Source organism: Variovorax sp., from assembly GCF_965279555.1.
Taxonomy (GTDB): Bacteria; Pseudomonadota; Gammaproteobacteria; order Burkholderiales; family Burkholderiaceae_C; genus Variovorax.
The window spans coordinates 3,879,359-3,893,676 of record NZ_OZ257247.1; the positions used below are offsets into that span (position 1 = coordinate 3,879,359).

The following is a 14,318-nucleotide window of genomic DNA, read 5'->3' on the forward strand; positions in this document are numbered from 1 at the left end:
TCATGCGACCCTCGCCAAAGGTTGCGCCGCCTGCACCCGAACGCAGCGCGCCTCGCGCCCATGATGGGTTTCGATCAGCGGTGGCATCGCCGCGCTGCACTCTGGCAACGCAAGGTCGCAGCGCGGCTCGAAGGCGCAGCCCGGCGGCGGCGCGAGCGGGCTCGACACCTGCCCGCGAATCGCGAACAGCCGCTTGGGCTTGGGCTGCCCCGGCAACCGCGCCTTGCCCGGCAGGCAGGCCAGCAGGCCTTGCGTGTACGGATGCTCGGGCTGCGCGAACAGCGGCCGCACGGGAGCGCTCTCGACCACGCGGCCTGCGTAGAGCACCACCACGTCGTCCGCATGGTGCGCGACCACGCCCAGGTTGTGGGTGATGAAGAGAATGCTCATGCCCGTCTCTGCCTGCAGCCGGCGCATGAGTTCCAGGATCTGCGCCTGGATGGTCACGTCGAGCGCAGTGGTGGGCTCGTCGGCGATCAGCAGCGTCGGGTCGCAGGCCATGGCCAGGGCAATCATCACGCGCTGCCGCATGCCGCCCGAAAGCTGGTGCGGATACTCGTGAATGCGCTGTGCTGCGGCCGGGATCTCGACCAGCTCCAGCATGCGCAGCGCATGGGCCAGCGCCGCCTTCCGGTCCAGGCCCTTGTGCAGGCGCACGCTCTCTGCAATCTGCTCGCCGATGGTGAACACCGGGTTCAGGCTGGTCATCGGCTCCTGGAAGATCATCGACAGCTGGTTGCCGCGCAGCGAGCGCATCTCGCGTTCGCCGATCTGAAGCAGGTCGAGTGTCTTGCCTTCGCGCGTCACGAACGACGCAGTGCCGCTGACCTGCGCGTTCGCCGTCTTGGGCAGCAGGCGCATCAGCGTGAGGCTGGTGACCGACTTGCCCGAGCCCGATTCGCCGACCAGCGCCGTCGTCTTGCCGGGCTGGATGGAAAAGCTCACGTCGGCCACCGAACGCACGAGGCCGTCTTCGGTGGGGAAGCTGGTGCTCAGGTTGCTGACCGCGAGGCGTGGAGTTGTGTTCGTCATCACGATGTTTTCTTGAGCTTCGGGTCGAGCAGGTCGCGCACGCCGTCGCCCAGCAATTGCAGCGACAGCGCCGTGAAGATGATCGCGAGCCCCGGGAACAGCACCACCCAGAAGGCCTGGTGCGCGTACTGCTGGCTGCCCGCGACCATGGTGCCCCAGGTCGGGATCTCGGGCGGCACGCCGACGCCGAGGAACGAGAGCCCCGCTTCCGCCAGGATGGCGTAGGCGAAGATGAAGGACACCTGCACCAGGATCGGCGACATCAGGTTCGGCAATATGTGCCGCCACAGGATGCGCGAGGTGCGCACGCCCAGCGCGCGCACGGCTTCGACGAACAGCAGTTCGCGCACCACCAGCGTCGAGGCCCGCACCACCCGTGCCACGCGCGGCGTGTACACCAGCACCAGCGCCAGCACGGTGTTGATGAGCGATGGCCCGAGGATGGCCACCAGCGCGATGGCCAGCAGGATGTCGGGGAAGGACATCATCGCGTCGACCACGCGCATCAGCGGCGTGTCGAGCCTGCGGAAGAAGCCGGCCATCAGGCCCAGGACCGTGCCGGCAACGACCGCGCCCAGCGCAGTGAGCGCCGCGATGGCCAGCGAGTAGCGCGCGCCGTGCACGATGCGCGAATACATGTCGCGGCCCAGCTCGTCGGTGCCGAGCAGGTGATCGGCGCTCGGCGCTTTCAGGCGTTCCAGCACGGCCGTGTCGTTGGGGTCGGCGGAGGCGAACAGCGGCGCGCCGATGGCCATGACGGCAATCACCAGCAGCACCAGCGCGGAGACCATCACGATGCGGCGGTGCATCAGCTGGCGGAGCATTCGGGGCATACGCATCGCTCAGACCTTCACGCGCGGATCGACCACCGCATACAACAGGTCGATCGAGAAATTGATGAGCACATAGATCGCGGCAATCACGAGCAGCGCACCTTGAATGACCGGGTAGTCGCGCCGCAGCACGGCACTGACCACGAGGTTGCCCACGCCGGGCAGGCCGAACACGGTCTCGGTGATGACGGCGCCGCCGATCATCAGCGCGACCGTGAGGCCGATCACCGTGACGATGGGCACCAGCGCGTTGCGCAGCGCATGCTTGAGCACCACCGTGCTTTCGCTCAGGCCCTTGGAGCGCGCGGTGCGCACGTAGTCTTCCCCGAGCACATCGAGCATCGAGGCGCGGGTGAAGCGGATGATGAGCGCGGAGTTCAGCAGGCCCAGTACCGCGGCCGGCAGCACCAGCGAATGCAGCCGCTCGGCCAGCGCCGCATCGGGTGCGCCATAGCCCGACACCGGGAACCAGCCGAAGGACACCGCGAAGATCTGTATGAGCACGATGCCCAGCCAGAAGCTCGGAATGCTCGCGCCCAGCATCGCGATGCCGGTGAACAGCTGGTCGACCGCGCGCCCGCGGAACACGGCCGAGACGATGCCGCACGGCACGCCGATCAGCGCCGCGATGGCCACCGCCATCAGCGCGAGCAGCGTGGTGGGTTCGGAGCGCTCCCACAGCGCCTGCGTCACGGGGCGCTGCAGGAAGATCGAAGTGCCCAGGTTGCCCTGCAGCACCTCGCGCAGCCAGAAGCCGAACTGCACGGGCAGCGGCTTGTCGAGGCCGTACTCTTTCTGCACGCGGGCGATGTCGGCGGCGGTGGCCTGGTCGCCCAGCAGCACCGAGACCGGATCGCCCGAGGCCGCGCGCGTGAGCACGAACACGAGCACCGCCACGATGGCCAGCACAACCAGCATGCCGGCCGCCCGGGAGGCGATGTAGCGGAACAGCGATTTCTTCATCACGCGGAAAACTCGATGGCTGCCGCGCTGCCCACTGCAACGTACTGGCCGGTGAACTGGATGTCGCCGCCCTTGACGCGGAAGACCGTCACGTTGTCGCCCTGCTTGTTGTGGCACACATAGAGGAAGCGGCCGCTCGGGTCGAGCGTGCAGCTGCGCGGGTAGTTGCCTCGCGACCATTCCTCGCGCACCAGCGTGGGCGCGCCGGAGCGTGCGTCGATCTTGAAGAGCGAGATCGAGTCGTGCAGGCGGTTCAGCGACACGAAGTGCCGGCCGTCCGGCAGCATGCGGATGCCCGATGCGTAGCTGGTGCCCTTGAAGCCCTTGGGCAGCGCGGAGGTCTCGCTCACCGGCGTGAGCACGCCGCTGGCATCGTCGTAGCGCATGAAGGCGATGGTCGAGGCCTCCTCGTTCACCAGGTAGAACCACTTGCCGTTCGGATGGAAGATGAAATGGCGCGCGCCCGAGCTTTCGGACACGGCCACCGTGCTGGGCTGGCTCAGCACGCCGGTGCCACGGTCGAAGCGGTACGAAATGACGCGGTCGAGCCCCAGGTCGGCCACCAGCACGAAGTTGCCCTTCGGGTCGGCATGCACCATGTGGGCATGCGGGCCGTCATGGTCGCTGGTGGCAAAGCCTTCTTGCGAACGCGCGGCGGCCGGCACCACGTCGGCGCCGGGCTTGCACGCGGTGGCACCGCAGGCGTCGGCATCCTTGTAGACGACGGCGGCGCGGTCGGTGTCGGGCGTGCCGTCGGCGCGCAGCGCGATCACGCTGATGTCTCCGCTGGCGTAGTTGGCGGTGAAGAGAAAGCGCCCATCGGGGTGCACGCTGATGTAGGCCGGGTCCTTGCCGCCGCAGGCCGTCTCGGAGACGAACGACAGCGCACCATCGGCGCCGATCCGGAAGGCCGAGACCGAGCCGGCGTCGAACTCGTTAGCCGCATACAGCATCGGCAGCTTCGGGTGGCGCGCCAGCGACGCGGGGTTGCGCAGCTTGGCGCCCTCGCCCGTGCTGGCCACGGCCGGCGGCGCGCCGGGAATGGGCTTCAGCGCGCCGGTCGCGCTGTCGAGCACGAACTGGTGCACGCCCAGTCCGCGCCCGCCGCGCCACGGCTTGCCGCCGTCGCTGTAGGTGCCGACGTAGGTGTAGACAGGGCCGGAGGTTGCGGCCCGGACGGTGGAGGCTGTGAGGCCAAGGGCTCCGAGGCCGGAGGCCAGTGCGCTGGCTTGCAGAAGTTGGCGACGCGACGGCATGGCTGTACTCCCCGCCTTACTTGATCTTCGCGTTCCAGAAGAACGGCCAGGTCGCGGGCGTGTAGTTGTCCAGCGCCGGGCTCCTGGCCGAGAGGCCGTTGAACTTGCCGACGTTGATGTACGGCACTTCGTCATACACCACCTGCTGCACCTTCCCCCACAGCGCGCCGCGCTTGGCCGGATCGCTTTCCACGTTGAAGGCCTGCAGCGCCGACTTCTTGGCGGGCGAATCCCACCAGCCGGGCGCGCCGTCGCCGAGTTGCGGCGGCGAGAGCATGGGCTCGGGGAACTGGCCCGAATGGGTGACGTAGACGTCCCACAGCTTGGCGTCGTTGCGGCGCTGCACCAGCGTGGCCCAGTCGACCACGTTGAGGTCGACCTTGAAGCCGGCGCGCTTGAGCTGCTCGGCCATCAGCAGCGCCATGTTGTAGTGGAAGTCGTATTGGCGGCTGGTGAGCACGCGGATCGGCTCGCCCTTGTAGCCGGCCTTGGCCGCGAGTTCCTTGGCCTTGGCGGCGTTGCGCTGGTTGTACTGGTCGGCGCCGGCCGTCGAATAGAAAGGCGAGCCCTTGGGGAAGTGATTGGCCTCGGCCACGAAGAAGCGCGTGTCGCCGAAGCCGGCCGCGAGCATCTCGCCTTCGCCCAGCGCAGTCTGGATCGCCTGGCGCACCGGCTGGCTGGCGGCCACGCCTTCCTTGGTGTTCAGCACGAGGTACGGGAAGCCGAACGAGGGCGTCATGATCGGCACGGTCTTGCCGCCCGACTTCTCCAGGCGCGGTAGCGCTTCCACCGGCAGCAGGTCGGCAAAGTCGTACTGGCCGGCCAGCGCGCCTTCGACGCGGGTGCTGGCGTTGGGCACAGGCACGAAGCGCAGCTCTTCAATGGCCGCTTCGCGCTTGCCGCCATAGCCGCTCGGGGCCTCCTTGCGGGCCGAATATTTGTCGAAGCGGGTGAGCAGCACGAACTGGTCGGGGCGGCGCTCCTTGAACTTGTAGGGGCCGGTGCCGACGAAGTCCTTCAGCGGCGAGGCGATCGAGTCCTTGGCCATGATGGCCGCCATGCCGCTGGGCAGCGCGAGCTGCGAGAGCAGCGGCGCATAGGGTTCCTTCAGCACCACCTCGACGGCCAGCGGGCCCTTGGCCTTGAGGCTGTCGATTTCCTTGCCCACGGCCTTGCCGCGCGGCGACTGGTCCATCCAGCGCTGCAGGCTGGCCACCACATCGTCGGCGTTGAGCTCTCGGCCGTTGTGCAGCATCACGCCGCGGCGCAATGTGATGGCGTAGGTCTTGCCGTCGGCCGAGATCTTCGGCATGCCCTCGGCCAGCATCGGCACCACGTTCCACTTGGCGTCGAAGGTGTAGAGCGTCTCGTACACGTGCTGCATGATGGTTCCGACCAGGTCTGCGGTGGATGCCATCGGGTCGAGCGTCTGCGGCTCGGCCACCATCGCCAGCGTGGCGAAATTGCGCGGGCCCTGGGCATGGGCGCTCTGGTGGGGCAGCGCGGCGCACAGCATGGCGAGCAGGGAAGCGCCCAGCAGGCTGCGCTTCGACAGCATGGGCAGGCGCTGGACAAGACCGACGTGGGGCATGGGGGACTCCTTCATGGGGCGGGCGAGTTTGTGAAAGAAATTTTCTTTTCGGCCCGGACTTTGAAGCACTATCCATGCCAAATCATCCGTGTTAACCCTTGCCTGAGGGTTTTTCTGAAATAGATTTTCAGATTGGATGGATACTTGCGGCTTCCCATACCCACATAGCCAGACAGTTCTTCAACCTCCAGGAGTCCCCATGCCTCTCGAATACCTCGGCGCCCCGCCCCTTGCCTCCGACCGCCAGGTGCGTCCGTTCTCCCCGGCCGTGCGCGCCGGCGACTTCGTCTACGTGTCGGGCCAGGTGCCCGTCGACAAGAACGGCGAGCTGGTGGCGGGCGGCATCGAGGCGCAGACGCGCCAGGTGATGGAAAACATCAAGACCGTGCTGGCACTGGCCGACGCCACGCTCGACGACGTGTGCAAGAGCACCGTGTGGCTGCAGGATGCGCGCGACTTTGGTGCCTTCAACCGCATCTACATGGGCTACTTCGGCGAGAACAAGCCGGCACGCTCGACCACCGAGGCGCGGCTGATGATCGACGCGCGCGTCGAAATCGACGTCGTCGCGTACAAGCCCAAGGCCTGATCAGCCTCTCAGCCTTTCTGCAGTTCGGTCTTGCGCTGGATGATGCGCGAGACCAGCCCGTATTCGACGGCTTCTTCAGCCGACAGCCAGCGGTCGCGCTCGATGTCGGCCAGCACCACGTCGATGGGCTTGCCGGTCTCGCGCGCGATCTCGTGCGCGATGCGCTGGCGGGCCTTGATGATCTCCTGCGCCTGGATGGCAATGTCCGTCGCCTGCCCGCCCGCGCCGCCGCTGGGCTGGTGGATCAGGAAGCGCGTGTTGGGCAGGCACACCCGGCGCTCGCGCGGCGCCGCCAGGAACAGGTGCGTGGCCGCGCTGCCGACCCAGCCGGTGCCGATCATGTTCACCGGCGCGCTGATGAAGCGCACGATGTCGTGGATGGCGTCGCCCGACTCCAGGTGCCCGCCCGGCGAACTCACGAGGATGTCGATGGGCTTGTCGGCGCTGTCGGCATCCAGCGCGATGAGCCGGCGCGTGACGTCGGCAGCCACCGAATCGCTGATGCTGCCGAAGATCAGCAGCGTGCGCGACTTGAACGCCTTTTCCTCCAGGTAGGAGTTGCGCGGCTCGGCAGTGGCGGCGGGCTTGGTGTCGTCATCGGATTCCATCGAGAACATGGGCATGTCGGGCATGAAGAAAGCTCCTGTGGTTGGACTGTCTTGACGAACAAGCCCACAGTTTCGTGACATTGCGGGCTATGGCAAGCTGCGGCGATGCTCGATGAACGCTATCTCTCGCAATTCCCGGCACTGAGAAGCCGGCTGGTTCGCGCGGCGGCGCGCATGCTGGGCGGCGTGGCGGAAGCCGAGGAGGTGGTGCAGGACACCTACCTGCGCGCGCTCGAGGCGGGAGACAAGCCCGGACCCGACTCGACGCAGGCCTGGCTGACCACGGTGATGCAGAACCTGGCCATCGACCGGCTGCGGCGCGACAACTGGATGCAGCGCTGGCTGCATGAAGCCGGAGGGCTGGCAGCCCAGGCGCCGTCGGCGGAAGCCGATGCGGCGCAGGCCCAATCCATCGAACGAGCGCTGCGCCTCATCGCCTCCAGGCTGTCGCCGGCCGATGGTGCCGCCGTGCTGCTGCGCGAAGTCTTCGAAGCCAGCTTCAAGGAAATTGCAGAGGCCAGCGGCAAGACCGAGGCGGCCTGCCGGCAGCAACTGCATCGCGCGCTGCTGCGGCTGCGCCATGAAAGGAACGAAGACGAAGCCGGACCGGATGCGGTCTTCCACGTCTACCGGCAGGCGCTGGGTGACTGCGATGCGCGGACGCTGCTTGCGCTGCTGCGGCAGCCGCCGACACGGGCCGTTGCAATGTCGACTGCCTTTACCCCCGCCCGGACGCAGCGCACCGCCTGCCAGGTCGTGCAGATCGGTGGTCGGCTCGGGCTGGTGCTGACGCTGGGAGGAAAGGTCTTGTGCGTGCTGCCGCTAGACGCGAGGCCGGTGGACGAAGAACAGGAAGCAACTCTGCCGTATTAGCCCCTTCCCCCTCTGGGGGAAGGTTGGGATGGGGGCAAGCGGCCTTCAAAAAGCTGCGCGGCGCTCAATGCCGCCGAGCCCCCACCCCTGCCCTCCCCCGGCGGGGGAGGGAGAAAGACAAAGAATCAGCCCGCCAACCGCCCAGCCACCAGCTGCAGCACCCGGTCACACCGCTTCGCCAGCTCCTGGTCATGCGTGACCATCACGAACGCCGTGCCGTGCCGGTGCGCCAGGTCGAGCATCAGCGCGAACACCGTGTCCGCCGTGCTGCGGTCGAGGTTGCCGGTGGGCTCGTCGGCCAGCACGCAGGCGGGCTGCGTGACCAGCGCGCGCGCAATCGCCACGCGCTGGCGCTCGCCGCCTGACAGCTCGGCCGGCCGATGGTGCAGGCGCTGGCCCAGGCCCACGCTTTCGAGGATCTTCGATGCCGCATTCGCGGCCGTCGTCGGCTCCACGCGCCGGATCTTCAGCGGCATCGCCACGTTGTCGAGCGCGCTGAACTCCGGCAACAGGTGGTGGAACTGGTAGACGAAGCCCAGGTGCTGGTTGCGCAGCCGCCCCTGCTCGGCCGCGTCGGCATGGGCGATGTCCTTGCCCAGCAGTTCGACCTTGCCCGAGGTGGGCGCGTCGAGCCCGCCCATCAGGTGCAGCAGCGTGCTCTTGCCGGAGCCCGAGGCGCCGACGATGGCCAGGGTTTCGCCCGCACGCACGTCGAGGTCGACGCCATGCAGCACGGTCAGGTCCAGCCGGCCTTCGTGGAAACGCTTGGTGAGGCCTCGGGCCTTCAATACAACACCATTGGCGCCGGGCCGCCCCAAGCCGATGGCGGCCCCCTCGGGGGGCAGCGAGGACACGGCAGTGCCGAGCGTGGGGGTCATTTCACTCATAGCGCAGGGCCTCGGCCGGGTTCACGCGGCTGGCGCGCCAGCTCGGATACAGGGTGGCCACGAAGGACAGCACCAGGGAAATGATGGCAATCGGCACGATGTCGCTTTGCTGCGGATCGCTCGGCATCTTGCTGATCAGGTAGATGTCCTTCGGCAGGAAGCTCGCATGGAACAGCCGCTCCAGGAAGGGCACGATCACGTCGATGTTGTAGGCAATGCCCAGCCCCAGCAGCAGCCCGGCCACGGTGCCGATCACGCCCACCATCGCGCCCTGCACCACGAAAATGCCCATGATGCTGCGCGGCGAGCTGCCCAGCGTGCGCAGGATGGCGATGTCGGCGCGCTTGTCGGTCACCGTCATGACGAGCGTGGACACCAGGTTGAAGGCCGCTACCGCCACGATCAGCGTGAGGATGATGAACATCATGCGTTTCTCGACCTGCACGGCCGCGAACCAGGTCTTGTTCTGGCGGGTCCAGTCGCGGATGAGGAATTCGCCCGGCAGGCTCACGGCCAGCTGGTCGGCCACTTCGCGCGCTTCGTTGAGGTCCTTGAGCTTCAGGCGGATGCCGGTCGGGCCTTCTAGGCGGAACACCTTGGCGGCGTCCTGCTCGTGGACCATGGCGAGCGCCGAGTCGTACTCGTAGTGGCCGGAGTCGAAGGTGCCGACCACGGTGAACTGCTTCAGCCGCGGCACCACTCCAGCCGGCGTGACCTGGCCGCCCGGCGCCACCAGCGTGACCTTGTCGCCCGGCTGCACGAACAGCGAGCGCGCCAGCTCGGCGCCCAGCACGATGCCGAATTCGCCCGGCACCAGCTTGTCGAAGGTGCCGTGGGCGGCAATGCTGTTGGTATCGGTCACTTCGGGCTCGAGCTTGGGGTCGATGCCGCGCACCACCGTGCCCTTCATGTCTTCGCCGCGCGCAATGAGCGCCTGCGTGTTGATGAAGGGCGCCGCGCCGATCACCTCGGGATGCTTGCGCGCCGCCGCCATGATTTCTTCGAGCTGCGGCAGCGCCTGCCCGTCGCGCGAGAAGATCTCGATGTGCGACACCACGCCGAGCATGCGGTCGCGCACTTCCTTCTGGAAGCCGTTCATCACACTGAGCACAATGATCAGCGCCGCCACGCCCAATGCGATGCCGAGCATCGATACACCGGAGATGAAGGAGATGAAGCCGTTGCGCCGCGTTGCCCGGCCTGCGCGCGTGTAGCGCCAGCCGAGCTGCAGTTCATAGGGGAATCGCATCAAATTTCCCGCCGAGCCGCCTCAAGGAAAATTTGCCCGCCCTCGGGGGGCAGCGAATACGCGAAGTGATGAGCGAGGGGGTAGGTCATACGTCGGAATTGTGGCATTCCGGATGACCTCAGGGCTTCCCGGACAATAGGGAGATGGCCGAAACCCTCCCACGTCACCTGTTGATCCCCTTTGCCGGCCGCGGTTCCCCGGCATGCCGCGCGGCGCTGCCCACATTGCGGCTCCCCAATCTCGAGACCCTGCTGCTGCGCCTGACCCTCGCGGACACCGATTCGCAGGACGAAAGCACGCGCTCCCCCCCCCACGAACGCGCGCTCGCGCGGGCGCTGGGCATTCCGGCCGCCGACGGCTGCATTCCCTGGGCCGCGCTCGAGGCCCGGCGCCTGGGCATCGCCGCAGCCGGCGACACCGAGGGCTGGGGCCTGGTCACGCTGTGCAATTGGCAGGTCGGCATCGACGACGTGGTGCTGGGCGATCCGTCCGCCATCGAGATCGACGCCGGCGAATCGGCCGCGCTGCTGGAAGCCGCCCGCCCCTTCTTCGAGGAAGACGGCATCGCGCTGCACCCCTCGCCCGTGCCCGGCCGCTGGCTGGCGCGTGCGCACATCTTCGACGGGCTGGCCACCGCCTCCATCGACCGCGCCGTGGGCTGGCCCATCTCGCAGTGGTCGCCGCTGGCCGAGGCGGCCCGGCCGCTGCGCCGCCTGCAGAACGAAATGCAGATGCTGCTCTACACCCAGCGCGTGAACGACGACCGCGCCGCGCGCGGCGTGCCACCCATCAACTCGTTCTGGCTCAGCGGCACCGGCGCGCTGGCGGCGCAGCCCCTGCCGAGCGCCGCCTCCGAAACCACCGTGAGCGAGGCCCTGCGCGTCGCCGCCATCCGCGACGATGGCGTCGGCTGGGCCGCCGCCTGGCAGGCGCTGGACGCGGGCGACATCGCCTCGCTGCTGGCCGACTACACGCGCGGCGCCGATGTATCGCTCACGCTGTGCGGCGACCGCGCGGCGCAGCGCTACACCGTGCAGCAGCGCGGGCTCAGCCGCTGGGCCAGGAGCCTGTTCGACCGCAAACGCGCGGCCGAAGTGCTGGAGTCGCTATGAAGATCGTCGACCGCGAGATCCCTCCGCGCACCGTCTGGGCGCTGGAGCAGGCCGGCGTGCACCCGCTGCTGGCCCGCCTGTTCGCAGCGCGCGGCGTGCGCGCCAAGGACGAGCTCGACGACGGCCTCGCCCGCCTGCTGCCGCCCGACACCCTGCGCGGCGCGCAAGACGCCGCCGTCCTGCTGGCCGACGCCATCGCGCAGGACAAGCGCCTGTGCATCGTGGCCGACTACGACTGCGACGGCGCCACCGCCTGCGCGGTCGGCGTGCGCGGCCTGCGCCTGCTGGGCGCCAGGAACGTGAGCTACCTCGTGCCCGACCGCGTGGTCGACGGCTACGGCCTCACGCCGCCCATCGCCGAGCGCGTGGGCGACAGCGGCGCCGACATGCTGATCACCGTCGACAACGGCATCGCCAGCGTCGAGGGCGTGGCCGCCGCCAAGGCGCGCGGCCTGCAGGTGCTGGTGACCGACCACCACCTGCCGGGCCCGGAGCTTCCCCTGGCCGACGTGCTGGTCAACCCGAACCAGCCCGGCTGCGAGTTCGAGAGCAAGAGCATCGCGGGCGTCGGCGTCATGTTCTACGTGCTGCTGGCGCTGCGTTCGGAGCTGCGCAGGCGCGGCGTGTTCGACACGCCTGCGCCCGCCGCCGGGCCGCCCCAAGGCGGGCCAGCCTCCCTCTCGGGGGGTGGCGAAGCACACGAATTGGCAAGCCGGGGGGCAGGCAAACCCCAGCCCAAGCTCGACGCGCTGCTGCCGCTGGTCGCGCTCGGCACGGTGGCCGACGTGGTGAAGCTCGACGCCAACAACCGCCGCCTCGTGGCGCAAGGCCTGCGCCGCATACGCGCCGGCGCAATGCCTGCCGGCGTGGCCGCGCTGTTCAAGGCGGCAGGCCGCAATGCCTCGGTGGCCACCACCTTCGACTTCGGCTTTGCGTTGGGCCCGCGCATCAACGCGGCCGGCCGGCTGGCCGACATGACGCTGGGCATCGAATGCCTGCTGACCGACGACGCCGGCCGCGCCGAGGAACTCGCGCGCATGCTCGACGGCATCAACCGCGAGCGGCGCGACATCGAGGGCGGCATGCGCGACCAGGCACTACTGCTGGCCGAGTCGCTGTTTTCCACCAGCACCGATGGCGAGGGCATCGCGGCACCGCCGCCGGCCATCAGCGTGTTCGACGCGGCATTCCACGAAGGCGTGGTGGGCATCGTGGCCTCGCGCATCAAGGACCGTTTCCACCGACCGACCTTCGTCTTCGCCGCGAGCGGCGCGCCGGGCAAGGAGCAGGAGCTCAAGGGCTCGGGCCGCTCGATCCCGGGCTTCCACCTGCGCGACGCGCTCGACCTCGTGGCCAAGCGCCACCCGGGCGTGCTGCTGCGCTTCGGCGGGCATGCGATGGCGGCCGGCTGCACGGTGGCGCGCGAGCATTTCGAGACCTTCGAGAAAGGCTTCGCCCAGGTCGCCCGCGAGCTGCTGGCCGAGACCGCGCTCACCCGGCAGATCGAGACCGACGGGCCCATAGCGCGCGAGTACATGCGCATCGACCTCGTCGACACGCTGCACCGCGAGGTCTGGGGCCAGGGCTTCGCGCCGCCGACCTTCAGTGAAGAGGTCGAGGTGGTGTCGCAGCGGCTGGTTGGCGAAAAGCACCTGTCGCTCAAGCTCAGGCACCAGGGCCAGCCGATCGACGCCATCTGGTTCAGCCACACCGAACCACTGCCGCCCAGGGTCAAGCTGGCGTTCCGGCTCGACGCGGACGAATGGCAGGGCGTGCGCCGGCTGCGCTTCCTGGTGGAAGGCGCGGAGTTCTAGCGGGAAAAGCACACGGCGCGTTGCGATAGCGACAATTTGTGAGACACCGTGCATGGCACGACGTGGCCTCGCGGATACGATCGGTTACCCGCCTTTCCAAGGCACTTTCGCCTCGAACTGCCCGGATGCCGTTTCTGTCCCGCTCCAGCTCCCCTTTCATCAAAGGCCCTCGCCCATGACCGACGGCGTGAGCTATGGCCTGCTGGCCGGCCTGATGGCCTGCGGCCTCGTGCTGCTGCTGGTGTTCGGCACGTTGATCCACGGCTATTACGTGCTGGCCTGCGGCTTCGCGCTGCTTGGTTTCGCCGGAATGAACAATCTGGCGCCGAGCGATCCGCTCGCGCATTGGGCGGCAGCGGCGCTGGCACTCTGGGCGATCTTCCGGCTGCAATTCGCTCGACAGTTGCTGCGGCTGCGGCATTTCGCGCCACGGCTGGACCGGGTCGCGCAGGGGGTCGGCATCGCGCTGGTGCTGACCTTGCTGTACGCCTCGGTCGAGACACAGCTGGCGTGGACGCTGCGCGCCGTGCAGGGGCTGGTGGTCGCCGCCACCGTGGTCCTGGTGGCCGGCGCGCTTTTCTCGTTGCGCGGCCTGCGCTGGCCAGCGCTGCTCTTCTGCGTCGGCGCCCTGCTGCTGCTGGCGGGCATCTCCATCACCCGCCTGCCGAGCTGGAGCGAGCCGCCCTGGACGCCCGGACGGCCGAACATGGCGCAAGCCGCGGCGATCGCGGAGCTCGTGATGCTCGCCCTGGCCGTCGGCGCCCGCCTGCGGCATGTGCTGCGCTCTGAAAAGGCGCTGGAGGCGCGCACGCACGCGCTGATGGGCGCCATGGGCACCGACGCCCTCACCGGAGCCACCAGCCGCGCCGGCTTCGAGAGCCGTGGCGACGAATGGCTGCACGAAGGCCGGCCGTTCTCGCTGATGCTGGTCGGCCTGAACGGTTTCAGCCGCGTGAACGAACGGCACGGCCGCGCGGGCGGCGATGTGGTGCTCACGGCCATCGCGCAGCGGCTGCGCCAGCAGGTGCGCGCCGACGACATGGTGGCGCGCCTGGGCGACGACGAATTCGCATTGCTGCTGGCCGGCAACCCGACCCGCCAGAAGCTCGCGGAGATGGCGATACGCATCGAGACCGCGGGCGCGACGCCGGTCGCTTACGAAGGCAGGCTGCTGGCGGGCGGCGAGCTGAGCATGGGCATCGCCTGCCATCCCGCCGACGGCGACACCCTCGCCAGCCTGATGGCTTCGGCGGGCGAGGCGCTGCAACGCTGCAAGCGCCAACGCATGGGGCCTGCTTATGCGTTCGCGGGCGAGCATTCGGGCGGCTCCGCCCGCGGCACATGAAAAAACCCCTGGATCACGAATGAGCCAGGGGTTTCGAATGGTGCCGCTTGTCGGAATCGAACTGACGACCTTCCGCTTACAAGGCGGGTGCTCTACCAATTGAGCTAAAGCGGCTGGTGAATTTCTTCAGTGCGTGATTCTAGTGGCGTGGCCGGCATGGTCCGGC

At 68.4% G+C, this 14,318-nt stretch carries 13 protein-coding genes and 1 tRNA gene; 5 read left to right on the forward strand and 9 right to left on the reverse strand.

The features are described 5' to 3' along the window. From ACQY8B_RS18355 to ACQY8B_RS18375, 5 genes are read right to left on the reverse strand one after another with little or no spacing between them, the layout of a single operon-like run. Entirely contained in the window at nt 1-1,032 is a 1,032-nt protein-coding gene (locus ACQY8B_RS18355) for an ABC transporter ATP-binding protein (protein WP_422088015.1), read from the reverse strand. After that, on the reverse strand, nt 1,032-1,871 hold the full coding sequence (locus ACQY8B_RS18360) for an ABC transporter permease (RefSeq protein WP_422088016.1): 840 nt from the start codon (nt 1,869-1,871) through the stop codon (nt 1,032-1,034). Before ACQY8B_RS18360 ends, ACQY8B_RS18355 begins: the two co-directional genes overlap by 1 nt. Nucleotides 1,872-1,874: 3 nt before the next feature. Next, nucleotides 1,875-2,816, reverse strand: a complete 942-nt coding sequence (locus ACQY8B_RS18365; protein WP_422089071.1) for an ABC transporter permease — start codon at nt 2,814-2,816, stop codon at nt 1,875-1,877. An 11-nt stretch (nt 2,817-2,827) separates the two neighbouring features. After that, a complete protein-coding gene (locus ACQY8B_RS18370; protein ID WP_422088017.1) occupies nt 2,828-4,084 on the reverse strand; it encodes a lactonase family protein in 1,257 nt (418 codons plus the stop codon). A gap of 16 nt (nt 4,085-4,100) precedes the next feature. Beyond that, nucleotides 4,101-5,675: an ABC transporter substrate-binding protein gene (locus tag ACQY8B_RS18375; RefSeq protein WP_422088018.1), complete on the reverse strand. Its 1,575-nt coding sequence runs from the start codon at nt 5,673-5,675 to the stop codon at nt 4,101-4,103. 199 nt (nt 5,676-5,874) lie between these two features. Here ACQY8B_RS18375 and ACQY8B_RS18380 point away from each other — a divergent pair, with 199 nt between their 5' ends. Further along, nucleotides 5,875-6,264 (forward strand): RidA family protein, encoded by a 390-nt coding sequence (locus ACQY8B_RS18380; RefSeq protein WP_422088019.1) that lies wholly within the window; start codon nt 5,875-5,877, stop codon nt 6,262-6,264. An 8-nt stretch (nt 6,265-6,272) separates the two neighbouring features. Here ACQY8B_RS18380 and ACQY8B_RS18385 read toward each other — a convergent pair whose 3' ends face one another. Then, nucleotides 6,273-6,872, reverse strand: a complete 600-nt coding sequence (locus tag ACQY8B_RS18385; protein WP_422089072.1) for an ATP-dependent Clp protease proteolytic subunit — start codon at nt 6,870-6,872, stop codon at nt 6,273-6,275. A 105-nt stretch (nt 6,873-6,977) separates the two neighbouring features. On the opposite strand from ACQY8B_RS18385, the gene ACQY8B_RS18390 reads away from it, so the two are divergent. Further along, nucleotides 6,978-7,745 carry a sigma-70 family RNA polymerase sigma factor gene (locus ACQY8B_RS18390; protein ID WP_422088020.1) on the forward strand — a complete coding sequence of 256 codons (768 nt, stop codon included), beginning with the start codon at nt 6,978-6,980 and terminating at the stop codon, nt 7,743-7,745. A gap of 125 nt (nt 7,746-7,870) precedes the next feature. Here ACQY8B_RS18390 and lolD read toward each other — a convergent pair whose 3' ends face one another. Both lolD and ACQY8B_RS18400 read right to left on the reverse strand, forming a co-directional pair. After that, nucleotides 7,871-8,632 (reverse strand): lipoprotein-releasing ABC transporter ATP-binding protein LolD, encoded by a 762-nt coding sequence (gene lolD, locus ACQY8B_RS18395; protein WP_422088021.1) that lies wholly within the window; start codon nt 8,630-8,632, stop codon nt 7,871-7,873. Next, a complete protein-coding gene (locus tag ACQY8B_RS18400) occupies nt 8,625-9,881 on the reverse strand; it encodes a lipoprotein-releasing ABC transporter permease subunit (protein WP_422088022.1) in 1,257 nt (418 codons plus the stop codon). The genes lolD and ACQY8B_RS18400 overlap by 8 nt, the downstream gene beginning before the upstream one ends. A 143-nt stretch (nt 9,882-10,024) precedes the next feature. Here ACQY8B_RS18400 and ACQY8B_RS18405 point away from each other — a divergent pair, with 143 nt between their 5' ends. The 3 genes from ACQY8B_RS18405 to ACQY8B_RS18415 all read left to right on the forward strand — a co-directional run bounded on the left by ACQY8B_RS18405 (nt 10,025) and on the right by ACQY8B_RS18415 (nt 14,152). Then, nucleotides 10,025-10,993 carry a hypothetical protein gene (locus tag ACQY8B_RS18405; RefSeq protein WP_422088023.1) on the forward strand — a complete coding sequence of 323 codons (969 nt, stop codon included), beginning with the start codon at nt 10,025-10,027 and terminating at the stop codon, nt 10,991-10,993. Continuing rightward, nucleotides 10,990-12,807, forward strand: coding sequence for a single-stranded-DNA-specific exonuclease RecJ (gene recJ / locus ACQY8B_RS18410; RefSeq protein WP_422088024.1), 1,818 nt, complete (start codon nt 10,990-10,992; stop codon nt 12,805-12,807). The genes ACQY8B_RS18405 and recJ overlap by 4 nt, the downstream gene beginning before the upstream one ends. Before the next feature lie 175 nt (nt 12,808-12,982). Then, complete coding sequence (locus tag ACQY8B_RS18415; RefSeq protein ID WP_422088025.1) at nt 12,983-14,152, forward strand: diguanylate cyclase domain-containing protein; 1,170 nt, start codon at nt 12,983-12,985, stop codon at nt 14,150-14,152. Nucleotides 14,153-14,190: 38 nt separating this feature from the next. Here ACQY8B_RS18415 and ACQY8B_RS18420 read toward each other — a convergent pair. Continuing rightward, a tRNA-Thr gene (locus tag ACQY8B_RS18420) sits at nt 14,191-14,266 on the reverse strand. Nucleotides 14,267-14,318 lie beyond the last annotated feature (52 nt).